Annotated in this window: 18 protein-coding genes and 1 tRNA gene; 8 read left to right on the forward strand and 11 right to left on the reverse strand. The window is 73.8% G+C overall.

All coding sequences use genetic code 11. The features are described from left to right. Positions 1-74 precede the first annotated feature (74 nt). The 4 genes from ACFJGV_RS14920 to ACFJGV_RS14935 all read right to left on the reverse strand — a co-directional run bounded on the left by ACFJGV_RS14920 (position 75) and on the right by ACFJGV_RS14935 (position 3,447). The gene (locus ACFJGV_RS14920) at positions 75-815 is read right to left on the reverse strand and encodes a FadR/GntR family transcriptional regulator (RefSeq protein WP_378144769.1); all 741 of its coding nucleotides are present in this window, start codon (positions 813-815) and stop codon (positions 75-77) included. Positions 816-876: 61 nt separating this feature from the next. Beyond that, the gene (locus tag ACFJGV_RS14925; RefSeq protein WP_378144770.1) at positions 877-1,479 is read right to left on the reverse strand and encodes a TetR/AcrR family transcriptional regulator; all 603 of its coding nucleotides are present in this window, start codon (positions 1,477-1,479) and stop codon (positions 877-879) included. 83 nt (positions 1,480-1,562) lie between these two features. Then, positions 1,563-2,312 (reverse strand): SDR family NAD(P)-dependent oxidoreductase, encoded by a 750-nt coding sequence (locus ACFJGV_RS14930; protein WP_378144771.1) that lies wholly within the window; start codon positions 2,310-2,312, stop codon positions 1,563-1,565. Positions 2,313-2,403: 91 nt separating this feature from the next. Further along, positions 2,404-3,447, reverse strand: a complete 1,044-nt coding sequence (locus ACFJGV_RS14935; protein ID WP_378144772.1) for a cupin domain-containing protein — start codon at positions 3,445-3,447, stop codon at positions 2,404-2,406. A gap of 136 nt (positions 3,448-3,583) precedes the next feature. On the opposite strand from ACFJGV_RS14935, the gene ACFJGV_RS14940 reads away from it, so the two are divergent. The 4 genes from ACFJGV_RS14940 to ACFJGV_RS14955 are packed head-to-tail and all read left to right on the forward strand — an operon-like array spanning position 3,584 to position 10,902. Then, the gene (locus tag ACFJGV_RS14940) at positions 3,584-6,526 is read left to right on the forward strand and encodes a hypothetical protein (RefSeq protein WP_378144773.1); all 2,943 of its coding nucleotides are present in this window, start codon (positions 3,584-3,586) and stop codon (positions 6,524-6,526) included. Next, a complete protein-coding gene (locus tag ACFJGV_RS14945; RefSeq protein WP_378144774.1) occupies positions 6,523-9,264 on the forward strand; it encodes a hypothetical protein in 2,742 nt (913 codons plus the stop codon). Before ACFJGV_RS14940 ends, ACFJGV_RS14945 begins: the two co-directional genes overlap by 4 nt. A 1-nt stretch (position 9,265) precedes the next feature. Continuing rightward, positions 9,266-10,231: an ABC transporter ATP-binding protein gene (locus ACFJGV_RS14950; RefSeq protein ID WP_378144775.1), complete on the forward strand. Its 966-nt coding sequence runs from the start codon at positions 9,266-9,268 to the stop codon at positions 10,229-10,231. After that, positions 10,228-10,902, forward strand: a complete 675-nt coding sequence (locus ACFJGV_RS14955; protein ID WP_378144776.1) for an ABC transporter ATP-binding protein — start codon at positions 10,228-10,230, stop codon at positions 10,900-10,902. Before ACFJGV_RS14950 ends, ACFJGV_RS14955 begins: the two co-directional genes overlap by 4 nt. 128 nt (positions 10,903-11,030) lie before the next feature. On the opposite strand, the gene ACFJGV_RS14960 is transcribed toward ACFJGV_RS14955, so the two are convergent. From ACFJGV_RS14960 to ACFJGV_RS14970, 3 genes are all read right to left on the reverse strand, one after another. Beyond that, complete coding sequence (locus tag ACFJGV_RS14960; protein ID WP_378144777.1) at positions 11,031-12,461, reverse strand: phosphotransferase; 1,431 nt, start codon at positions 12,459-12,461, stop codon at positions 11,031-11,033. A gap of 63 nt (positions 12,462-12,524) precedes the next feature. Beyond that, a complete protein-coding gene (locus ACFJGV_RS14965; protein ID WP_378144778.1) occupies positions 12,525-13,277 on the reverse strand; it encodes a LysR substrate-binding domain-containing protein in 753 nt (250 codons plus the stop codon). Then, a complete protein-coding gene (locus tag ACFJGV_RS14970) occupies positions 13,274-14,395 on the reverse strand; it encodes a diacylglycerol/lipid kinase family protein (protein WP_378144779.1) in 1,122 nt (373 codons plus the stop codon). The genes ACFJGV_RS14965 and ACFJGV_RS14970 overlap by 4 nt, the downstream gene beginning before the upstream one ends. 142 nt (positions 14,396-14,537) lie before the next feature. Between ACFJGV_RS14970 and serS the strand changes: the two genes are divergently transcribed. From serS to ACFJGV_RS14990, 4 genes are all read left to right on the forward strand, one after another. After that, the gene (gene serS / locus ACFJGV_RS14975; RefSeq protein WP_378144780.1) at positions 14,538-15,812 is read left to right on the forward strand and encodes a serine--tRNA ligase; all 1,275 of its coding nucleotides are present in this window, start codon (positions 14,538-14,540) and stop codon (positions 15,810-15,812) included. Between the two features lies 1 nt (position 15,813). Beyond that, the gene (locus ACFJGV_RS14980) at positions 15,814-16,647 is read left to right on the forward strand and encodes an HAD family hydrolase (protein ID WP_378144781.1); all 834 of its coding nucleotides are present in this window, start codon (positions 15,814-15,816) and stop codon (positions 16,645-16,647) included. A gap of 207 nt (positions 16,648-16,854) precedes the next feature. Beyond that, a tRNA-Ser gene (locus ACFJGV_RS14985) sits at positions 16,855-16,939 on the forward strand. Between the two features lie 116 nt (positions 16,940-17,055). Further along, positions 17,056-17,691, forward strand: coding sequence for an alpha/beta fold hydrolase (locus ACFJGV_RS14990; RefSeq protein ID WP_378144782.1), 636 nt, complete (start codon positions 17,056-17,058; stop codon positions 17,689-17,691). Positions 17,692-17,931: 240 nt separating this feature from the next. Here the strand turns inward: ACFJGV_RS14990 and ACFJGV_RS14995 are convergent, their stop codons facing one another. The 4 genes from ACFJGV_RS14995 to ACFJGV_RS15010 all read right to left on the reverse strand — a co-directional run bounded on the left by ACFJGV_RS14995 (position 17,932) and on the right by ACFJGV_RS15010 (position 22,263). Next, positions 17,932-18,732, reverse strand: a complete 801-nt coding sequence (locus ACFJGV_RS14995; protein ID WP_378144783.1) for a family 1 encapsulin nanocompartment shell protein — start codon at positions 18,730-18,732, stop codon at positions 17,932-17,934. Then, positions 18,729-19,871 carry a Dyp-type peroxidase gene (locus ACFJGV_RS15000; RefSeq protein ID WP_378144784.1) on the reverse strand — a complete coding sequence of 381 codons (1,143 nt, stop codon included), beginning with the start codon at positions 19,869-19,871 and terminating at the stop codon, positions 18,729-18,731. Before ACFJGV_RS15000 ends, ACFJGV_RS14995 begins: the two co-directional genes overlap by 4 nt. Positions 19,872-19,954: 83 nt before the next feature. Then, positions 19,955-21,541 (reverse strand): polysaccharide deacetylase family protein, encoded by a 1,587-nt coding sequence (locus ACFJGV_RS15005; protein ID WP_378144785.1) that lies wholly within the window; start codon positions 21,539-21,541, stop codon positions 19,955-19,957. Next, positions 21,538-22,263, reverse strand: coding sequence for a hypothetical protein (locus ACFJGV_RS15010; RefSeq protein WP_378144786.1), 726 nt, complete (start codon positions 22,261-22,263; stop codon positions 21,538-21,540). The genes ACFJGV_RS15005 and ACFJGV_RS15010 overlap by 4 nt, the downstream gene beginning before the upstream one ends. Positions 22,264-22,948: the final 685 nt, after the last annotated feature.

Raw genomic sequence — 22,948 nt, forward strand, 5'->3', positions numbered from 1 at the left:
GCAATCCACGCCCAGCGGGGGGTGATCGCTCAGAAAGTGTGATGAGACCATCATAGACATCGGATGTCTGAAAGCTAGTCCGCGATCTGCGCAGTGTCTGCGACGTCCGCAATACCCGCGATCCCCGCGATCTCCTCCGAGCCGGCCCACCGGCGCAGCCATCCCTCGATGCCGGCGATGTGCGAGACCGTGAGCGCCTCGGCGAGCGCGCCGTCGCGCGCGGCCAGCGCGTCGACGATCGCGGTGTGTTCGCGGAGCGTGCGCTCGGTGGCGTTCTCCTCGGTGATCCCGCGCCAGAGCCGCGCCCGCACGGTACGGCCGGACAGCGAGTCGAGCAGACTGGCCAGGTACCGGTTGCCCGATCCGGCGGCGATCGCGGCGTGGAAGGCGAGGTCGTGGGCGACGACCTCGTCCACCTCGGGGTCGGCGGGCACCGAGTCGATCGACCGCCGCAGGGCCTCGAGCTCGGGCTCTCCGATCCGTGTCGCCGCGAGGGCCGAGGCGGCGGGTTCGAGAATGCGGCGCACGGCGAAGATCTCGAGGATCGCGTCGTGGTCCTGCTGCGCCTCGATGATGAAGCTCATCGCCTCGTTGAGGAGGTCCGGTTCGAGGCTGGTGACGTAGGTGCCGTCGCCACGGCGGACGTCGAGGATCCTCATCGCCTCGAGCGCCTTCACCGCCTCACGCATCGAGTTGCGCGAGAGGCGCAGCCGCTCGCTGAGCTCCTTCTCGGGTGGCAGACGGTCTCCGGGGCGCAGCTCACCCGACAGGATCATCTGCTTGATGGTGAGGATCGCCTCGTCCGTCACGGCCACAGGGGGATGCTATCGCCCGCTCCTCTCCCAGCGGCCCAGCCGGGCCTGAGACGTCGGACGTCTACGCGGGCGGGGCCCCGGGGAAGGATCGCAGTGCACGCTCCGCGACAAGCCGCAGGGCCGCCCTCGATGCGCCGGCCGACGCCTGCACGGCAAGGCCCGCCGACACAGTGTTGAGGTATCTGGCGAGTTCGGCGGGATCCTCGTCGGAGGGGAGGTCGCCGTCCGCCTGGGCGCGGGCGAAGCGCTCGGTCATCCGGGCCTCGCCGCCGGACCGCCGGTCGTTGAGGAATCGCACGATCTCCGCATCCTCGGGGCCTGCAGCGAGCCCGCCCTGGATCGACAGGCATCCGGGAGGGCGCCCGGGCGTGGTGACCGCCTCCACGTTGTCGACCAGGAACCGGCGCGCCACGTCGAAGGCGGTCGATTCGGCCAGTGCGTCGGTGACGTAGGCCATGTCGATCTCGGCGTACCGGTTGACGGCGCGCTTGAAGGTCTCCTCCTTGTTGCCGAACGCCGCATACAGGCTCGGCCGGCTGACACCCATCGCCTCCGTGAGGTCGCTGAGGCTGGTGCCGTTGTAGCCCTGGCGCCAGAAGACCTCGATCGCGCGGTCGAGGGCCTCGTCGACGTCGAACTCCCGGGGCCGTCCTCGCGTGGCCATCTGACCTCCTCGCTGATCCGTCGAATCTATCGCCGAATGCACCGAGCCCCGTCCTTCCTGCCACGCGAGGACCCGACGGCTCGTCAGATCTGGCTGGCGCCGCCGTCGACGTACAGCTCGGCTCCGGTGACGTAGGAGCTGCGGGGAGACGCGAGGTAGAGGACCGCCTCCGCGATCTCGTCGGGCGACCCGAGTCGGCGCATCGGGACGCCGGACGCGAGTCCGCCGAGGAGCGCCTCGGCCTGCTCCGGCTCGGCGGCGAGGCCGCTGAGGCCCGGGGTGGCGATGGGGCCGGGGGCGACCGCGTTCACCCGGATCCCACGGTCGACCAGCTCCGCGGCCCAGCTGCGGGCGAAGCTGCGGATCGCCGCCTTCGAGGCGGCGTAGACGCTGAAGGACGCACTGCCCTTGACGTCGATGTTCGAGGACGTGAGCACGATGGCCGCTCCCGGGTTGAGGTGAGGGAGTGCCTTCTGCACGGTGAAGAGGGTGCCGCCGACGTTCGACTCGAACGTGGTCGTGAAGTGCTCCCACGTGATCTCCTCGAGGGCGGCGAACTCGCCGCCGCCCGCGTTGGCGAAGACCACGTCGAGGCCCGCACCGCGCTCGGCGACCACGGTGAACACCCGATCGAGGTCGTCGAGGCTCGAGATCTCACCCTGCACGACGGTCACGCGGTCGCCGAGCTCGGTCTTCACCTCATCGAGCTTCTCGGTGCTCCGTCCTGTCACGATGACGTGCGCGCCCTCCGCCGCGAAGCGGCGCACCACCGCCAGTCCGATCCCGGAGGTGCCCCCGGTCACGAGCGCGGTCTTGTCGTCGAGGTCTGCCATGATCCATCCCATCTATTTATGTACCTATCGGTACGGTATGGATGATCGAACGTGGCGGATCCCCGGGTTATTCCGCGGCCCAGCTCGCCGCTCAGGCCTCCACGGGATCGACCGGGTTCCCGCGCTTCACCATCAGCGGATCGACCGGGGTGAGCGGGAACTCGGGGAGCGTCGTGTCGTCGGTGCCCAGCGTCGCGGCGAGCACACGCCGCGAGAAGGCGGACGCGGTGGCCCGATATCCGATGTCGCCGGGCGTGGGCTGGTCGAAGAAGATCAGGAAGTGGATCTCCTCGTCGCCGACGACCTCGATCTGGTGAGGGTACGCGCGGGGGATGAAGTAGACGTCGCCCGGCTGCAGCAGGTACGTGTCGACGCTGCCGTCGGGATCCATCACGCTCATCCGCGCGGCGCCCTTGTCGACGTAGCCCATCTCGGCGGTCTCCGGGTGCCAGTGCGGCTCGCGCATCCCGTCCTCCTCCACACGGAGGGAGTACATCGACATCTGCCGCAGCGCCGGCCAGAACTGCTCGCGGGCGAGCTTGGCGCTGCCGTACTCGTACGACAGCGGCGGCGTCTGGCCCTCGACGTCGAAGCGGTGCGGATCGGGGTACCGCGCCGCCACGGGGATGACCGCCTCGCCGGCGCCGCGGACGATGTCGGGCGCGCTCGTGTCGCGCGGGATCGCCGCGAACGCCGAGGCCGGGAGGTCGTAGGTGTTGCCGAGCACCGCATCCGACATCGCGCCGAAGGCGGCGTGCATCGAGAAGTCCTCCGGAGACTCGTGCGAGAACGCGACGATGAGCACGGCGGGCTCGTCGCCGACGTTCTCGATGTGGTGGATGGCGCCGCTGAGCACGTGGAACATCTGGCCGGCCTCCACGGTGAACGTGCCGAAGACGTCGCCGGTGTCGAGGGTGGAGACGAGGACGGTGCCGCTCAGGCAATACGTGAGCTCGTCGGCGTTGGCGTGCCAGTGGGGCTCGCGGATGGCGCCGGGCGCCAGCTCGAGCCTCTTGATGGAGAGGCGTTCCAGCATCGGGAACGTCTCCTTCGTGAGGCGGTGGATGCTCCCCAGCTCGCTGTCGTGCTGGACGCTGCCCGCCCCGACGAGCGAGCGCACGTGCTTCGATGCCATCTCTTCCTCCCCTGTGGGCCGCTTCGGTGTGGGCCTGTCCGGCCATCGGCCATCGGATCCAGTGTGGTGCAGAGGGGGTCGGATGCTCCAGAGCCCACCGCTCGCGGTCGTCACCGGGGGATATCATTCGACTCCGATGCCTGACCACCGCCGACACTCCGCCTGGTCGGCCCGGCACCTCCTCTCCCGGTGGCAGCTCCTCCAGCTGGCGGCGGTGGTCGCGGCCGGGGCCGCGGTCCTCGTGGTCACCTCCTCGATGGTGCAGTCCGCGACGGTGGAAGGGGCGCGGGAGGCGCTCGCGGCGGCGCCGGGCGCGGCCGGCGGGGTGACGGTGACGATGGCCGATCTGCCCACATCCGACGCCGCGGCGACGCCCGACGTGGCTGCGCTCCTCCGCGACGCGATGCGCCCCGCCGAGGTGGACGTGGTGTCCTCCGTGAGGGCCGACGGGGTCGCGGCGAGCATGAGCGGTGTCTCGGCGAGCGTCGACCTCGTGGCCGACGAGTCCCTCCCGGCGAGCGCCGAGCTGAGCTCGGGCGCGTGGCCGGGCCCGGGCGAGACGGCGATCGAGGAGCACGCCGCCGCCGCGCTGGGCGTCATGCCTGGGAGCGTCCTCCTCCTCGGGACGGAGGGACGGCCCTTCACCGTCAGCGGGCTCTGGCACGCGTCCGATCCGCTCGCGCCGAGGTGGGCAGGCCATCCGGCCCCGACGTCGGGGCACGACGGCGACCGCCTTGGTCCGGCCCTGCTCTCTGCCGACGACCTGCGCGCGGCGGCCACGACGCGGTCCGCGGAGTGGACCGTCGTGCCGCGACCCGACTCCCTCACTCTCGCCGGGATCGACAGGCTGGCCGAGCGGGCAGATGCGCAGGCGATCGCGCGCGACGTCGCCGCGGCCGTGTCGGGCCTGCCCGTGCCGCCGACCGCCTCGGGCGGGCTCGCGGAGACGGCGGCGACCGCCGCGCGCACCGCGGAGGGTGTCCGCGCGCTCGCTGCGGTGCCGCTCCTGCTCCTGCTGCTGATCGTGGTGTTCGGGGTGGCGCGGCTGTGGGCGCTCGTCGCCGAGACGCTGTCGCCGACGGATGCGCTGCTGCGGTCACGAGGCGCCGGGATCGGATGGTTCCGCCGCTGGAACGCGGGCGACGCGCTTCTCGCCGGGGGAGCGGGCGTCGTCGTCGGTGGGGGCGTCGCGGTGGCCGTCCTCGGGGGCGACGTCGCCTCGCTCAGCCCCGTCGGCGCGCTCGGCGCCCTGATCCCGGCCGTCGCCCTCGTCGCGGTCTCGATCCTCGTCCGGGGCGGGAGTGAGCGGCCGGCGCCGAAGGCGCTGAGGCTCGTCGGCCTGCTCGCACTCGCGCTCGTGGCCGCGCTCGGGGTCGTCGTGCTCTGGACGGACAGTCGGGGCATCGACGCCCTCGGAACGATCGCGCTGCCCGCCTTCGTGCTCGCGGTGGTGCTCGGGGGCTTCGCGGCGACCGCGCCCGGGGCGCGTGGTCTTCGCGCGCGTGCCTCGGCGTCGGCGTCCACGGGGGCCTTCCTCGCCACGGCCGGCCTCGCGGCGCGCGCCAGGGTGTACGCGTCGACGGCACTGGTCGTCGCGCTCGCGTTCGCGCTGTCCGTCGTGGCCGCGACGCTGGCCGCGACGGGTCCGGGCGCGGCCTCCGCGGCGGCCGCCTCCCGCATCGGCGCCGCCGCCCGCTTCGCGGTGACGGCCGGGTCGATCGTCACGCCCGGGCCACCGCCCCTCGCGGCGACGGTGCCCACGATCCTCGACGGATCGGGCACGGGCGCCGCGGCCCTCGCGACGACCGCGTCCGTAGGCGCAGACACGTTCTCCCTCCTCGCGCTGCCCGCGTCCGACGCTCAGCCGCTCCTCGGGATCGGCCTGGCCGCCGACCCGGCGCCCGCCGGCCTGCCCGCGAGCTCCAGCCGGCTCGCCGTGACGATCGACGCCACCGACGTGCAGCGACCCGGCAGGCTCACCGCGACCGCCTGGATCGCCGGCGCCTCGGGGGCACTCGCCGCGATCCCGCTCGAGGGATCGCTCGAGCTCGCGACGGGCGGGCAGGCGACCCTCACCGCCGCACTGCCCGGCAGCATCACCGACGTCTCGATCCTCGCGATCGACGTCGCCCTGGAGGACTCGCCCACCGGCGACACCGTCACCACACGGATCGCAGGCATCCGCGCTCTCACGGACGAGGGGGCGACCGCCGCCGAGATCGACCCGGCCAGGCTGAGCGCATCCGACGGCACGCTGTCGGCGACGAAGCGGACCCTCCGCACTCTCGTGGATGCGCTTCCCGGGCCCCTGCAGGTCACCCTCGACCAGGCGGGGGCGACGCGGATGGGGGCGGCCGTCGGCGGTCGTCTCGGGTTCGCCCTTCCCACGGGCCGCACGCTGGACGCGCAGGTCGCGGACATCGCGCCGTCCGTCCCCGGGACGAGAGGCTCCCAGACGATCGCACTCGACCTCACCGCGCTCGCCCGTGCGTCGCTCGCCGCCTCCGACACCGTGGCGCAGCCGAACGAGCTGTGGGTCGCCACGCCGAGCCCGGAGGCCGTCGCGGCTCGTTTCGCGCAGACCACGGATCGCGCGTGGACGGTGTCGCTCGGGGCGGCGGCGCGATCCGCCGCGACCGTCGCGCCGGCGACGACCGTCGCGATCGTCTCCGCGGCAGCAGGGGTGCTTATGGCCGCACTCACCCTGTGGTCCACCCTGGCGCTGCTGCGGAGGCGTCATGGGGACCGCGACACGGTGCTCGCGGCGCTCGGCCTCTCCCCGAGATCGAGGGCGGCCGCCGGCCGGTCGGAGGTCGGGATCGTCGTGGTCGTGAGCGCCGTCGTGGGCGCGGTCGCCGGTCTCGTCGCCGCCCTGCTGACGGGGCCGATCGCGACCGCCACCGCCCTGCGGGCGCCGCTCGCCGCCGACCCGCTGGCGGTCGACCCCGTGGTGCTCGTCGCTCTCGTCGCGGCCCTCGTCGCCGTGCTGGTGACCTCCGTGCTCCTCGCCGGGCGCGGGCCCGCCTCCCGCGCGCGCTCCCTCCGCGTGCGGCCTCGCGCTGGGGGGAGGCGCCGGTGAGCCGATCCCGCCCGCTGCTGCACGCGCGCCGTGCCTTCCGCGCGCGGCCGTTCCCCGCCGTCGCGCTCGGCGCGCTGGCGTTCCTGAGCGCGGCCGCGATCATCCTCGTCCCGGTGCTGTCGAGCTCAGCGGCGACCGCGGCCCTGCGCACCGACCTCGCGACCTCGGTCGCGCCCGGGCGGCTCGACTTCACGGCGCAGACCACCGGGGGCTTCGTTCCGAGCGCGGGCGCCGCGGCCGCCGAGGATGCGGGCGCCGCCTCCGGCTCGAGCGCCGCGAGCGCCGCCTCCGGATCGAGCGCCGCGGGTGCCTCGGGCTCAGCCCCGTCGGCGGCGGTCGAGGAGGTGTGGGGCGGCCTGCTGGGTGCGCTCGACGATCTCAGGGCGCAGCAGCCCGAGCCGCTGCGGTCCGCCCTCGGCGACCCGCGGGCGGCGGTGGTCTTCGACCCGGTCCCGGTCGGGCCGCTCGTCCCCGGCACGCCGACGCGCGCCTCCCAGCTCGCCCTCTCACTGGCGCCGTCGTTCGAGACGGCGGTGACGACCACCTCGGCACCCGGGCCGGCTGCGTCCGACGGGGCCGTGCCGGTCGCGCTCTCCGCGCCCGTCGCCGCCGAGATGGGGTGGACCGTCGGCGAGGAGCGCCTGCTCGTGCTCCCGCCCGGAGGCACCCTGCCGGTCGTGCTGGAGCGGACGTTCGAACCCCTCGATCCGGATGCCGACCTCTGGACCCACGTGCAGAGCGCGCTCAGCCCCACGCTCATCCAGACCGGAGACGGTGGGACGATCGCGCAGGGCGCAGGGTTCGTCGACGCCGCATCCTGGCCCGCTCTCTCGGCCCAGCCCATCCCGGCGAGGACCCTCACCTGGTTCCCCGTCGACCCCGGCCGGCCCGTCGCGGCGGACGGCCCGACCCTCGCTGACCAGGGCCGTGCGTTCGCCAGCATCCCGCACACCCTCGCGCCGCAGGGGAGCGATCCGGCCCCGTTGAGCGTCCCGATCGGGCTCGTCACCTCCCTGCCGAACGCCCTCGACGCGGCCGACCAGCGGCAGACCCAGGCGGATGCGCTGCTCGCCACCGCGCTCGCCGGCCCGGGCGTGGTCGTGGTGGTGCTCGCGGGGCTGCTGATCGGGCTCCTGGCCGCTGCCCGCGCGCCCGCGCGGAACCTGCTCGCGGCGCGAGGGGCGACCACCCGCGAGGCCCGAGCGGCCCTCGCGGGTGAGACCGCGGTCGCGGTCGGCGTCGGGGCGCTGCTGGGCGGATCGGCGGCCTGGGCGACGGCGGCCCTCACGCTGCCCGAGCCACCCGTCTCGCCGCTGTCCGCGCTCGCCGTCATGGCATTCGTGGTCCTGCTCGTCGCGACGGCCGCTCTGCAGGCGGGGGCCGTTCCGCGCAGCGGCGGTGCGGGGGCCGGGATCGGCCGCCTGGTGGCCGAGTCTCTGCTCGTCGTGCTCACGGCGGCCTGCGTGATCGCGCTGGCGCAGGGCACCCCCGCCGTCCCGCTGCGCGTCCTCGCCCCGGTGCTCAGCGCGGTCGTCGTGGGAGTCGTGATCGCCCGCATCACCGGACCCGCCGCATCCGCCCTTCGTCGCCTCGGCCGTGGGCGAGCCGGGGCGTCGATGCTCCTCGGCATTCGCCGGCCTCCCGCCGCCCTCGTGGTCGGCTCGATCGCCGCGCTCACCATCACGCTCTTCGCGGCCACCGAATCGGCGACCCTGCGTCAGAGCTCGCTCGAGCAGGCGTGGGCGAGCGTCGGGGCCGACGTCGTCGTCGAGGACGCGGCGCTGACACCCGACCTCGTGGCGGCGATCACCTCGGTCGCGGGCATCGACGCCTCCGCCGGGGTCGTCGTCGACCAGCCGGTCACCGTCACGACGGGATCGTCGCGGCAGCAGACGCGGCTGCTCGTCGTCGACACCGCGGCGCTCGCTGCCGTGCAGGCCGGACGGCCGGCGGCGATCGACCTCCTCGTGGGCCTCGACCGTATCGGCGACGACGGGACGATCCCCGTCCTCGCGTCCGCTAGCGCGGCCGACGCGTTGGGCGACGCGTTCGCGCTGAAGGGGCACGGGCTCCGCGTCGACGGGGTCGTCCCCGACCGGAGCGCGTTGACCACGGCCACCTCCTGGATCCTCGTCGACATCGGCCCCGCCGCCGACCTCGCCGGAACCTCCGGCGTGCCCGATCCGCTGCTGCTCCGTGTCGACCCCGCCGTCGACGTGGGAGCGGTCGCCGACGCCGTGCGTGAGGTCGCCCCGGCGGGGGCGGACGTCGCGACGCCGACGGCGGCGGCGGACACCGCACTGTCGAGCCCGCGCGCCCGCATGCTCGACATCACGCTCACCGCGAGCGCGCTCGCGAGCCTGCTGCTCGCGGCCCTGCTGCTGCTCTTCGTGCTCCTCTCGGCGCGCGGGCGGCGTCGAAGGCGGGACGCGGTGCTCACCGCGCTCGGCGCGCGCTCCGCCGAGCGGATGCGCGTGCTGCTGTGGGAGGACGTCCCGGTCGTCGTGCTGGTCACGGCAGCGGCCGCGGCGAGCGGCGTCCTCCTCCCGCTCGCGCTCGTCCCGCTGCTGCAGGTCACCGACGGGCTGGAGTCCGCCGGGGCCGGCAGCGGGGTGACGCTCGACCTGGCGACGGGCGCGGGCGCGCTGGTGGCCTACGTGCTCGCCGCAGCGGCGCTGCTCGTCATCGCCGTGCTCACCTCGCTCCGCCGCATCCGACGCCCTCGAAGGAGGCGATGACATGTCAGACACCCCGGCCATCGAGTGCTCGGGACTGGTCCGCATCTACAGCTCCGCGGGGATCGAGGTCCAGGCCCTCCAGGGGCTCGATCTCGTCGTCGGCGAGGGCGAGCTGGTCGCCGTCGTCGGCGCCTCCGGCTCGGGGAAGTCGACGCTGCTCGGCATCCTCTCCGCCCTCGACCGGCCCACGGCGGGAGCGGCGTCGGTCGCGGGCATCGATCTCGTGGGGCTTCGCCCGCGCGAGCGCGACCTGTTCCGGCGGCGGACGGTGGGCTTCGTCTGGCAGCAGACCGCCCGGAACCTCCTGCCCTATCTCACCGTGGAGGAGAACGTCGCCGTGGTCGCCGCGCTCGGCTCCCGGGACAGGGGTGATCGGGCGCGTCGCGCCGAGGAGGCGATCGGGGCGCTCCGCCTGGCCGACGTGCGCGACGTGAAGCCCGCCTGGCTGACCGGCAGTCAGCAGCAGCGCGCCGCCATCGCCGTCGCGCTCGTCAACGACCCCGCGGTGCTGCTCGCCGACGAGCCCACAGGAGAGCTCGACGAGGAGGCGAGCATCGAGGTGCTCGAGGCGCTCAGGACGGTCAACGAGGAGCGCGGGGTGACGACCGTCATCGTGACCCACGACGCCGGGGTGTCGGAGCACGTGCGCCGTACCGTCCGCATCCGCGACGGACGCACCTCGACCGAGACGCTCCGCACCGCGATGCGCACCGAGGACGGCGCGGTGACGCACCACTCCGCCCGCGAGTTCGCGGTGCTCGACCGCGTGGGTCGGCTGCAGCTGCCCGAGGACTTCACCGCGGCGCTCGGGCTCAAGGACCGGGTCGGGCTCGCGCTGCGCGACGACCACATCCGCGTGGAACCGGAGCGGCTCGACGCGCCGGCTCCGTCGTCGGGCGATGCGGAGCGTGCGCCGCACGAGCGACCGCGGGGCCGCCATGCCGGTCCCGTCGAGGAGGACTCATGACCACGCTCATCCAGGCACAGGAGCTGACGCGGACGTTCCGGACGGCCGCCGGTGGCGTCACCGCCGTCGACGACGTGTCGCTCGAGGTGTCGGCCGGTGAGGTCGTCGCCATCACCGGACCGTCGGGGGCGGGGAAGTCGACGCTGCTGTCGATCCTCGCCACCCTGCAGGTGCCCGACCGCGGGCGGGTGCTGGTCGACGGGCAGGACGTCGCCGCGCTCTCCGAGCCCGAGCTGCTCGCGCTGCGCGCCCGCCGCCTCGGGTACGTCTTCCAGGACTTCGGGCTGCTCGACGAGCTCACCGCGGCCGAGAACGTCGAGCTGCCGCTGCGCATCCAGCGCCGCGACCCCGCCGAGAGGGCGCGGCTCGTCGAGGAGGCGCTCACGGCCGTCGAGCTCTCTCCGCACGCCGCGCAGCGGCCGGAGGAGCTCTCCGGCGGTCAACGGCAGCGCGTCGCGGTGGCCCGAGCGCTCGTCACGGCGCCGCGGATCCTGCTCGCCGACGAGCCCACGGCGCAGCTCGACGCCCGCACCGCCGCGACGGTGACGGACCTCCTCGTCGGCGCGGCGCACGGACGAGCCGCCGCCGTCGTGGTGGTGACGCACGACGAGCAGCTCCTCGCCCGTGCCGACCGCGTCCTCCGCCTCCGCGCGGGCCGCCTCGAGGTCTGACGCTCGGACGCCGATCCCGCCTCAGTCGCCCTTGCTGTCACCTCGACACCGAATCCGTCGCAGCGCCGCTCATAGCGCCGGACTCGGGCGGAATCGGTGTCGAGGTGGCGGTGGCGGGCGGGCGCCGGTCAGCGGGCGCGGTGGGCGAGGGTGCGGACCGCGGTGGCGGGGATGGGGAGCCAGGTCGGGCGGTTCTGAGCCTCGTAGCTCACCTCGTAGAGGGCCTTGTCGAGCTCGAGCGCGTCGAGCAGCAGCTGCTGCCCCGCGAGGTGGACGCCGGACCGGGCGGCGTAGCCCTCGAGGAAGGCGGCGCGGGCCTCGTCGGCCCACGCCCGCGCGGCGGCGGACTGCTCGGCCGTGGCGTTCTCGGCGCTCGAGATCGACCCGGCGACGTAGTCGAAGGAGCGCAGCATCCCGGCGACGTCGCGGAGGGCGAGGTCGGGCTCGCTGCGCTCGGCGATCGGGCGCAGCGGCTCGCCCTCGAAGTCGAGCACCACCCAGCCCCGGCCGGGCACCGCCAGCACCTGGCCGAGGTGGTAGTCGCCGTGGATGCGCTGCAGCTCGGGCCACGCGGCCTCGCCCGCGGCGTGCTGCACCGCCTCGACCGCACCCCGCTCGTCGGCGAGCACGGGGGCGTCGGCGAACGCCTGCGCCGCGCGGGTGCGCATGCTCGTGAGCACCCCGTCCACGTCGGCGGGCGACGCGGGGCGGGTGTCGAAGAGGCGCGACAGCTCCACGTGGATCGCCGCGGTCGCCTCTCCGAGGGCCGTCGCCGCGTCGCGGAACGACTCCCCGTGCTCGGCCGCGCGCAGGGCCACGCGCCACGCGTCCTCGACGTCGGGGATGAACTCCTGCGCGAACGCCAGGCTGCCCTCGACGCGCGAGGCGGTCGCCGGATCGGCCCACGCCCCCTCCACATGTCCGATCGTGCGCGGCACGAAGCGGGAACCCGCATCCGACAGCGCCGACTGGATGACGACGTCGGGGTTGTCGCCGGGCGAGAGCGCGCGGAACACCTTGCAGATGATCGGCGTCGCCGGCTTCCCGTTCGGATGCACGGTCTCGACGATGATCGACGTGTTCGACTGCTCGCCGCGCAGCACGTGCGAGCCGACGACGCGGACGGCGGTGTCGACGTGCCCGTGGTGTCCCGCCGCCGAGGTGACGCCGTCGGAGGGCACGGGGGCGTCGGCCGCGGCCGCGTCCGTTCGCCCCTCGGTGAGGATCATCATGAGGAGCGCCCGCGCGAAGGCGGGGTCGTGCGGCCCGTCGTAGACGGAGACGCCGTCGGGCGTCTGCTCGACGAGCGCGTCGTCGCCGCCGAGGAGGGGTGACGTGCGTGCCGTGAGCGGCACCTGGTAGAGCACGTCGGTCGTCGCGTCGTGGACGAGCTGCACCTCGATCGCCACCTGGTGCTTGGGGTCGGGCAGCACCCAGACGCCGATGCGAGTGAGGACGGGGTCGGATGCGGTGGCCCGGAACCATCTGCAGGTCCGCATCCAGTCGGTGAACGCGCCGGAGAGCGCGTCGCTGCGGAAGGCGGTCGCCGGGACGCTCATGGCCCGAAACCTACGCCGAGCCGACCCCGCGCGGAAGGCGTGTCGGAGGATCGCAGGGAAAGTTCACCGGCGCCCGCGGCGCGGACGCGCGGAGCCGCCGCCGGACGGGCCGCCGCGGCGTCCGCCCTTCGAACCGCCGGAGGAGCCGGACGACCGGGGGGAGGCGCCGGGCGCTCCGCCGCGCGTCGTGCCCGAGCTGCCGCGCGTGCCTGAGCCGCCGCCGCGCGTGCCGTTGCGCGCGTCGGCGGGGGCCTCCGGGGCCGTCGCCGACGCGCCGCCGCGGGAGGACGCCGCCGTGCGGCCACGGACGATCCCGATGAAGGCGTCGACGCGCTCCGCCTGCTCCTCCGCCAGGTCCACGGGCCAGACCATCGCGATCCGGGTGGGATCCGCATCCGTGACGGGGCGCACCACCACGTCGCGCCGGCCGTAGAGGCGGGCGACGGGCTGCGGCACGATCACGAGGCCGCCGCCGTGGGCGACGAGCTCGATCGCCGCCTCCTCGCCGCCGGACGCGACGGGCCGCAGGTCCTCGCCGTCGAGGTCGGCGAGTGACACCTCGTCCACCGCCTCGATGACGTGCTCGCGCGGGGCGACCACGACCGCGGACTCCTCCCACAGCGGGATCACGTGCAGGCCGTCGCGGTCGACGGGCAACCGGACGAAGCAGACGTCCGCCTCGCCGCCGAGCACCGCCGAGCGCTGGGCGTCGACCGTGACGGCGACGGTCTCGATCGGCTCGGGCATCCGCTCGCGCCAGATCCGGACCCACTTCGTCGGCGTCACGCCGGGGACGAACGCGACCCGGAACGTCATGCCGGCTCCGGGGTGGGATCGGGCACGCCCGCGGCGACCGGGTCCGGTGCGGCAGACTCCGGCGCGGCCGACGCCGCTTCCGCCACCGCGCGCCCGGTCGCCGTGGGTGTCGCGGGCACCCGCACGGCGAGGGCTCCGGGATCGATCCCGATGTGCAGCGCCACGGCGAGGCCGAAGTCGTCGCCGTCGAGCTGGATCTCCTCGGGCTCGTCGAGCCGGACGGCCATGTCACGCCCGCGCCGGTACGACACCGACCGCACGTCGTGGGTGAGGTCGATGATCCGGCGGCCCACGGCCGACTTGCGGAGCACGCCGTTCTCGAAGGTCAGCTTGTTCCAGACCTTCAGCCAGCCGAACCAGCCCTCGGGCCGGAAGGCGACGATGTCGAGGACGCCGTCGTCCGGCTTCGCATCGGGGATGAGGAGGATGCCGCCGGGCAGCGATCCGCAGTTGCCGACGATGACGGTGTGGGCGCTGAACGTCCGCCAGGCGGATCCGTCGAGCTGCGCCTTCACCTTCACGGGCCTCACGCTCGGCAGCGCGCGGATGCCGCCGTCGACGTACGCGAGCCAGCCCACGCGCTTCTTGAGCGAGCTGCGGGTGTTGGCGATCATCTTCGCGTCGATCCCGAGCCCGGCCATCACCAGGAAGACGTTCTGCTCGTGCGCTCCGCCCTCGCGCGTGATGTCGATCACGCCCAGGTCGATGAAGTGGTCGCCACCCGTGAAGACGGTGGTGACCGCCTGCTCGAGGTTGGTGAGCGTCATCCCGAGGTTGCGGGCGAGGAGGTTGCCGGTGCCGACGGGGAGCAGCCCGATCGGCACACCCGTGCCGCGCAGCCCCTCGGCGACCGCGCGCACCGTCCCGTCGCCGCCCGCGGCCATCACGACCGCAGCGCCGTCGGCGACCGCGCGGCGAGCGACCTCGTGACCCGCATCCTCGAGCGTCGTCTCGTACCAGAGCGTCTCGCCCCAGCCGGCGGCCTGCTCCGCGGCAGCGACGACCGTGCGCAGCCGCTTCGCGTCGATCTTCACCGGGTTGACGACGACCGCGGCGCGCGGGAGAGGCTCGGGCGCCCCGTCGTGCGGCGCGCCCCCCTCGCCCATGACCAGGTCCACACGCCAAAGCTATCGCCATGCTGGGTCGGTTTCGCCATGCTGAGGTGGTTTCGCCACGTCGGCCGGTGTGGCGGAACCACCTGGGCGGGGCGAAACCGCACCGCTGGCGGGCGAGGACGGGGCGGTCGGTAGGATCGAGTGCGTGATCGATCCCGTCCTGCTGCGCGAGAACCCCGATGTCGTCAAGCGGTCTCAGGCGGCCCGCGGCTCCAGTACCGAGCTCGTCGACACCGCCCTGGCCGCCGACGGTGAGCGCCGTGCCGCCATCTCCGAGTTCGAGTCGCTGCGTGCCGAGCAGAACGCGTTCGGCAAGACCGTGGCCGCCGCTCCCAAGGAGGAGAAGAAGGCGCTCGTCGCCCAGGCGCAGCAGCTGGCCGTGAACGTGAAGGCCGCCCAGCAGAGGGCGACGGATGCGGAGGCCGCGTTCACCGCCTCCGCCCGCCGCATCCAGAACATCGTCGTCGAGGGCGTGCCCGAGGGCGGGGAGGACGACTTCGTCACCCTGCGCGAGGTGGGCACGAAGCCGACGTTCGACTTCACCCCGCGCGACCACGTCGAGCTGGGCGAGCTGCTCGGTGCGTTCGACCTGCAGCGCGGCGCGAAGGTGTCGGGAGCGCGGTTCTACTACCTCACGGGCATCGGTGCGCGGCTCGAGCTGGCGCTGATGAACCTGGCGCTCGACCGCGCGATCGAGGGCGGCTTCGTCCCCATGATCACGCCGACGCTGGTACGCCCCGAGACCATGGAGGGCACCGGCTTCCTCAACGAGCACGCCGATGAGATCTACTACCTGCCCGCCGACGACCTCTACCTCACCGGCACCAGCGAGGTGGCCCTGGCCGGGTTCCACCGCGACGAGATCCTCGACCTGTCGGAGGGGCCGCTGCGCTACGCCGGCTGGTCGACCTGCTACCGCCGCGAGGCCGGATCGCACGGCAAGGACACCCGCGGCATCCTGCGTGTGCACCAGTTCAACAAGCTCGAGATGTTCTCGTACGTGCTCCCCGAGAACGCGGAGGCCGAGCACGAGCGCCTGCTGTCGTTCGAGGAGGGCATGCTCGGCGACCTCGGCCTGCCCTACCGGGTGATCGACGTGGCGTCGGGCGACCTCGGCTCGAGCGCGGCCCGCAAGTTCGACACCGAGGCCTGGGTGCCCACGCAGGAGACGTACCGCGAGCTCACCTCGACGTCGAACTGCACCACGTACCAGGCGCGTCGCCTCGACATCCGCTACCGCACCGAGTCGGGCAAGACCGCGCCGGTCGCCACGCTCAACGGCACCCTCGCCACCACACGCTGGATCGTCGCGCTGCTCGAGAACCACCAGCGGGCCGACGGCAGCGTCGTCGTGCCGCCGGTGCTGCGCCCCTACCTCGGCGGGCTCGAGCTCATCGAGCCGAAACGGGCGGCGTCGTAGGGTGGCCGCCGATCCCGCTCGCTCCGCATCCGAGCCCTCGCCCTGGCTGGTGGCCCTCGACATCGACGGCACCCTGCTGCACGAGGACGGCACGCTCGCCGACATCGTCGGCGCCGAGGTGCGCCGCGTGGAGGCCCTCGGACACCAGGTGATGCTCGCGACGGGCCGCTCCGTCGACACCACCCTCCCGGTGCTCGACCGCCTCGGCATCACCCCGGAGTACGTGGTGTGCTCGAACGGCGCGATCACCCTGCGCCGCGACACGTCTGCCCCGCTCGGGTACCGGCGGGAGCACGTCGAGACGTTCGATCCGGGGCCGGTGCTGAACCGCATCCGCACCCATCTCTCGGAGGCGCTGTTCGCGGTCGAGGATGCGGAGGGCAACTTCTCCTGCACCGAGGCCTTCCCCGACAGCGTGCTCGGTCGCTCGTACCATGTGGTGCCGTTCGCCGAGCTGTCGTCGGTGGTGGCGACCCGTGTGGTGGTCATCTCGCCCGGGCACGACATGGAGGACTTCCTCGACGTCGTCGAGCGGATGGGCCTGCACAAGGTGTCGTACTCCATCGGATGGACGGCCTGGCTCGACATCGCCCCCGACGGCGTCAACAAGGCGACCGGGCTCGAGCGCGTGCGTGCCCGGCTCGACATCCCGCGCACGCAGGTCTGCGTGATCGGCGACGGACGCAACGACATCGAGATGTTCCAGTGGGCCGGCGCCGGCGGCGGACGCGCCGTCGTGATGGCGCAGGCGCCCGTCGACGTGCTCGCCGAGGGCACCGAGACGACGTCGTCGATCGACGACGACGGTGTCGCCGCCGCCCTCTCCTCCCTCTGAGGTCAGGGGGCTGTTGACGCCAGCTCCTCCGAGCTGATTCCGGAGATCCGAGCGCGCACGAGGTAACTCCGGACTTCTGGCGGCGTGTCCGCCCGGAAGTCCGGAGTCGCTGCGCGCGCACGGGCGGTGGATTCGCATCCGGGGCTGCTCGCCGGGAGGGCGCGGGCGGGTAGGATCGGGACGTCGTCGCGCCGAGCGCGGCGGCGAGGAGGGCTGTCCGAGCGGCCGATGGAGCCAGTCTTGAAAACTGGTGAGGTGAGAGCCTCCGTGGGTTCGAATCCCACGCCCTCCGCCGGGAACGCCGTCGCTTCAGCACCGATCCGCGGCAAGCGACGCGCTCACGCGGGGTGGACCGCCGGATTCGGTGCGCTGGTGACGGCACTGCGGCTCGTTCCCTAGGCTGGACGGGTGGTGGAGCTGCTGGCGGATGGGCCCGCCGACGGGCCTGTGCTCGTTCTGGCCCATGGAGCGGGCGCGCCGATGGACTCCGCGTGGATGGACCGCGTCAGCGCGCTGCTCGCGGAGCCCGGGCGAGGCGTGCGCACCGTGCGGTTCGAGTTCGCGTACATGGCCGCACGGCGTGAGGGCAGCCGCAAGCCCCCGCCTCGCGCCGACAGGCTGCTCGACGAGTACCGAGCCGTGGTCGAGCAGGTGACGGATGCGGTGGGCGGCCCGGCCGCGATCGGCGGCAAGTCGATGGGCGGTCGGGTGGCGAGCATGGTCGCCGACGACCTCCGCCGGGAGGGGCTCGTGTCAGCGCTGGTGTGCCTCGGCTACCCGTTCCATCCGCCGGGCAGGCCCGAGAGGCTGCGCACCGAGCACCTCGAGCACCTCGAGACGCCCGCGCTCGTCTGCCAGGGCACCCGCGACCCGTTCGGCACGGTCGACGAAGTGCCGGGCTACGCGCTGTCGCCGAGCATCCGCGTGCGGTGGATCGAGGACGGCGAGCACGAGCTCAAGCCCCGCCCGCGGATCAGCGGCCGCTCGCACGAGCAGAACCTCGCGGAGGCGGCGGACGCCGTCGCGTCCTTCCTCCGCCCCTGACCGCCCGCCCGCCGCTGCGCAGTGCCGCGCCCGCATCCCGCCGCACGCGCATGCCCGCCGTACCGGCATCCCCACCCGGCCGTTTTCAGGACCGACGGCGCGATTCAGGACGATCCGTCCTGAATACGGGCGGATCCGCGCATCCGTCCTGAATACGGCCGCGCGCCCGGCGTGCGGCTGCATCCCAAACCCGTGCCCCCGCACCCCCGCAGCGCGCGCACGCGGGGGTGCGGGGGCACCTCAGACGAGGGCGACCGCGGCCTCGGGGGTGGCGACGCGGAAGGAGAACGTCTCCTCCAGGTGCAGGGTGACCGCATCCGCGGTGTGGTGGGCGTAGCCGAGCGACACGTCCTCGCCGACCTCGAGCACGAAGTCGCCGCCGCGGAGGCTCACCACGACGGCGCCGTCGATGCCGGGCACCCACTCCACCGGCCCGTCGAGGATGCGGCGCAGGTGCTCGATCAGCGGCGTGCCGCCGGAGTCGCTGCCGCCCTCGACGTTGACCCACGCGTCGGAGTCCAGCGCGATGCCGTACGGTCCGCCGATGCCCGAGCGCTTCAGCTGCTCGGTCGCGGCGGCGACCTGCTGGGCGAAGCGGGTGGGGTCGTCCTCGCGTACGAGGGTCGCGGTGGGGATCGCGGGGATGATGCCGCCGAACCCGACCGCGTCCCAGCCGTTGAAGACGGCCGAGTTCTCGACCGTGGCGAGCCGTGCGGCGGCCTCGTCGAGGGCGCTGAGGTCGACGTCGATCGCGCCGCGGGCGGCAGCGTCGAGCTCGGAGCGCGACAGCGTGAACTCCGCGCGCACCTCGGCGAGCGGCAGCACCGCGCGGCTGCGCGCGATCACGGCAGGCGCGGGCGCGTCGACGACGGCGCCGACCCGTCCGAGCGAGGTCGAGGAGTGCGCCCAGCCGAGCGGGCCGGCGAAGTCGACCAGCTTGCGCGCGCCGAGCATCGGCGCGAGTCGGGTGCGCGCCTCGTCGTCGAGCATCGCCCAGGTGTCGGGCGTGATCGGCGCGAGCTCGCGGAAGAGGTGGTTCATGGCGTGGTCCTCTCGGGTGACGGGGACGGACGGAGAGAGCCGAGGCCGAGCGACGAGTCGCCCGCCGGTGCAGAGGCGGATGTGCGCGACTCACCGGACACCGTGGACGCGGCCGCGGTATCCACCGCACCGCCCGACGCACCAGAAGCGTCCGTCGAGGGCTCGTCGCCGAGCGCCGCGAGCAGCCCCGCCGAGGGCGCGAAGAACGCCGACCCCGTGCGGGCGACCGAGAAGTCGAGCAGGCGGTCGTGGAGCCCGGGCGGGTCGCCCACGAACATCCGTTCCAGCATCCGCTCGATCACCCACAGCCGCCGTGAGTAGCCGATGAAGTACGTGCCGAACTCGCCCGAGGCCGGGCTGCCGAACGGCATGTTGTCGCGGAGGATGTCGTGCTCCTCCCCCTCGTCGTCGACGATCGTGGCGAGCGTCTTGTGCGACTTCTGGCCCTCGACGGCGTCGTCGAGCTCGACGTTGTCGGCCTTCCTGCGGCCCATCACCGCCTCCTGCTGCTCGGTGGTGAGGGCGTTCCAGGCCTCGATCGGATGCGTGTACCGCTGCACCACCACGTAGCTGCCGCCCGCGTAGTCGGGGTCCTCATCGCCGACGAGGGTCGCCTCGGGCAGGGCGAGCCCCACCGGATTGGCGGTGCCGTCGACGAAGCCGAGCAGGTCGCGGGCGTCGAAGTACCGGAATCCCACCGTCTCGTCGACCACCGACACCGCCGAGCCGAGCTGTTCGAGCAGCAGCCGCTCGAACTCGAAGCAGAGGTCGCGGCGATCCGAGCGGATGTGGAACAGCAGGTCACCCGGTGTCGAGGGCGCCGTGTGCACCGCACCTCGGACCTCGCGGAACGGGTGCAGCTCGGACGGGAGCGGCCGCCGCACGAGCGCGGGCCAGACCCGCGCGCCGATCGCGACGGTGCAGGTGAAGGCCGCACCGAGGTCGCGGAACGCGACGGTCTTGGCCAGCTCGTCGAGGTCGGCGAGCGCCGAGCGCACGGCGTCGAGCGAGGCGGGGTCGTCGGCGACCGAGAGCACCAGGAACACCGCGGATCCGGTGAGCGGGGCGTCGACGCTCTGCGCCTCGATGGGCACGCGACGTTCGCTTCCCGATCCCTGTGAACCCGTCGATCCCGCCATGCCGACCTCCCCGGGGGAAGTCTAGGGGAGCCGGGTGACAGGCCCGCACGAGCCGGCTGGCCCGCTCAGGGCCACGATGAGGCTCACCCGCGCGTGGTGGTCGTGTGCGCGGCCGGCGTGCCGCCGAGCAACTGCTGCACGGTGACGAGGGTGAACCCGCGTCCCTGCAGACCGTCGACGATCGGCGGCACCATGCGCGCGGTGTTCTCGTGCACGTCGTGGCAGAGCACGATCGAGCCCGGGCGTGCGGCGGTCACCGCCCGGTCGAGGAACGTCGCGTCGTCGGGCAGCTGCCAGTCGTTCGTGTCGATCGACCAGAGGATCGCGGGCAGCGAGGTCTGCGCGAGCACCCGGTCGTCGTACGCGCCGTACGGCGGACGGAACGTGGTGGCCGCATGCCCGACGGCCGAGCGGATCGCCGAGCTGGTGCGATCGAGCTGGTCCTTGATCTCCGGATCGGTCAGCTTCGTCAGGTCCGGGTGGTTCCAGGTGTGGTTGCCGATCTGGTGGCCCTCGCCGTCCATCCGCTGGACCGCATCCGGATACCGCACCACGTTGACGCCCTGCAGGAAGAACGTCGCCGCCGCTCGCCGCGCATCCAGATCGTCGAGCACCTGCGCGGTGTACGGGCCCGGCCCGTCGTCGAAGGTCAGAGCCATGCAGGCGAAGAACGAGCAGTCCACCTGCTCCTGGCCGCGGAAGGGCGCGGGCGGCAGCGAGAGCGGAGCGGCCGAGGCGAGGGCGGCCTGTACCTGCGCGCCCTCCGGGGTGAGCATCGCCGTGGCCTCCGCTGCGGGCACCGTGACCACGAGCGGGGAGGGGCGCGGCACGGGGGCGAGCTCGTCGAGCTCGGGAACGGTGAAGTCATCGGGCACCGTCACGACGAGCGAACCGTCGGCGGTGAACGAGGCGCGCGAGAACCAGGCCGTGAGCTGCTCGGGCGTGAATCCGGCGGGGTCGGCCTTCATCCGCGGCTCCATCGCCCCGGCCGCGACCTTGAGAGATTGGACCAGGTCGCCCAGCAGCACTCGTCGACCCTCGTCGGTGATGAGCTGGTCGCCCGTGATGAGGAACCCGCCCGAGGTCTCGGCGTAGTAGGTGGTGGTGGTGTCGGACGCGACCTGACCGCCGGCGGCGGTGAGGATGCGCAGCGACTCCACCAGCAACGGGCCGGATGCGGCGAGCACCTCGCAGGTCACGGTGACGGTCGGTCCGCCACCGGGTGGGGTGAAGGCGGGATCGGCGAGGAGATCCGCGGCGGGACGCGTCGTGCTGCCCTGCACGCAGCCGCGTGCGTCGGGGGAGAGCGTGGGGGCATCGGCCGCGGGACGGTAGGGCACCCCGGTCGCGGCGGCCTGCGCGGCGATCGCCGAGGCGACGCGGTCGCGGAGCTCGGTCGTGAGGCGGGTGTCGCCGGGGATCTCGGCCCAGCGCGCGGCGACGCCGGCGCCCGGGTCGGCGTTGTAGAGCAGGCGCGAGTCGAGGGCCGAGGCGACGGCGTCGGGAGGCGTCGCGAGCGTGTCGGAGAGCGCGACCGTCGCCGCGGTCGCCGGGCGCGGCTCCCAGCCCGGGGTCGTCGTCACGCTGCCGCAGGCGGCGAGCGTGAGCGCTGCCGCCGAGGCGATCACGGCGGTGAGGGCAGCGCGGAACGGGCGGCGCCGGCGCGTCACGGTGCGTCCTCCGGGGTGAGGCCCGACGCGCCGGTGCCCATGTCGATGCCGGTGCCGGTGCCGGTGCCGGTGTCGGCCTCGCCGAAGCGCGCGGAGATCACGAGGTCCGCGGTGACGGTGCGGTAGAGGTCCGCCGTGGTGGCCGCGACCGATCCCAGGAGCACCAGCCGAGCATCCGCGTCGCCATCACCCGGCGGGGGAGTGACCACGGCGACGGTGACCGCGTCCGAGCCGTCCTGCACCGTCGTGTAGCGCACCGAGCATCCGGAGTCGAGCGACTCGTGGCTCCACACCGCGGCGGCGAGACCGTCGAGGTGGTCGGTGGAGGCGCCCGGCGTGGGCTCGGTGTCGGCGCTCGCGTCGGTGATCTCGAGCTGCGCGCGGTAGGCCCCATCCGGCGAGACCAGGGTCGCGACGTCGGTGGGGAGGAAGGGGCCGACGCCGATCGGCGTCCATCCCGCCGAGACCTCGACGGAAGCCGACGCGGGCGTGCCGACGCCGGGCTCGTTCTCGGCGGTCACGGCGATCCTCATGGTGGTCGTGACCGGGTCGGCGGGCACGGTCGCGAGCCACGGCGGCACCAGGAAGTACCCGACGGCGGCCGCGATCCCCAGCGCGAGCGCGGTGATCCCGGCGATCACGCCGGCCACGCGCAGGCGCGAACCGCGTCGCTCCCCGCGCTCCAGCGCCTCTCGGATCGAGGTCGTGGTGTCCCGTTCCATGCTGCTCGCGGCCCCCCTCCGCGGACGCCCGGGCGCACCCCGTCCTCGTCGGTGAGGTCGTCTGCCTCGAGAGGTCGCCGCGAGCGTCACGCTCACGCTAACGCCGCGCCCCGCACCGCCGCCGCAGCCGCGCCGCCGCGCCCGTCCCCCCTTTCGGGTGCCCGCGGCCCACGCCATCCGCCCCTGATGCGCGCGCTCTCGGGCGGATCCGGCGCTCGTGGCGGCCCGTGCGCCGTCAAGCCCGCCACGAGTGTCAGATCCGGGATGGGATCCGGCAGGTGGGGCGGTGCGCCCCCCTGGCTGGTCGGGCCGGCCCTGACGAGGCGCACGGGTTCTGCGCAGGGGCGGATCTGGCACTCGTGGCGGCCTGCGCGACGTCGAGCCCGCCACGACTGTCAGATCCGGGATGGGATCAGGTGGATGGGCCGGTGTTTCCGCCCGGTGGTAGTGCCGGCCGTGAGCGGGGGCGCTGCGGTTCTCTCGAGGGGCGGATCTGGCGCTCGTGGCGGCCTGCGCGACGTCGAGCCCAACACGAGTGCCACATCTGTGACAGGCACGTGCGCGCAGGCGGACGCGCCGCGGGCGGGTGGGTGCGGTTGCGCCCGCTGCGCGCTACGGGAAGCTCGTGGGGGCCTCGTCGACACGGTGAGCGGGCGCAACCCGCGCCGAGCGTGCACGCGAGCCC

The sequence above is a fragment of the Cnuibacter sp. UC19_7 genome, from assembly GCF_042699995.1.
Taxonomy (GTDB): Bacteria; Actinomycetota; Actinomycetes; order Actinomycetales; family Microbacteriaceae; genus Cnuibacter.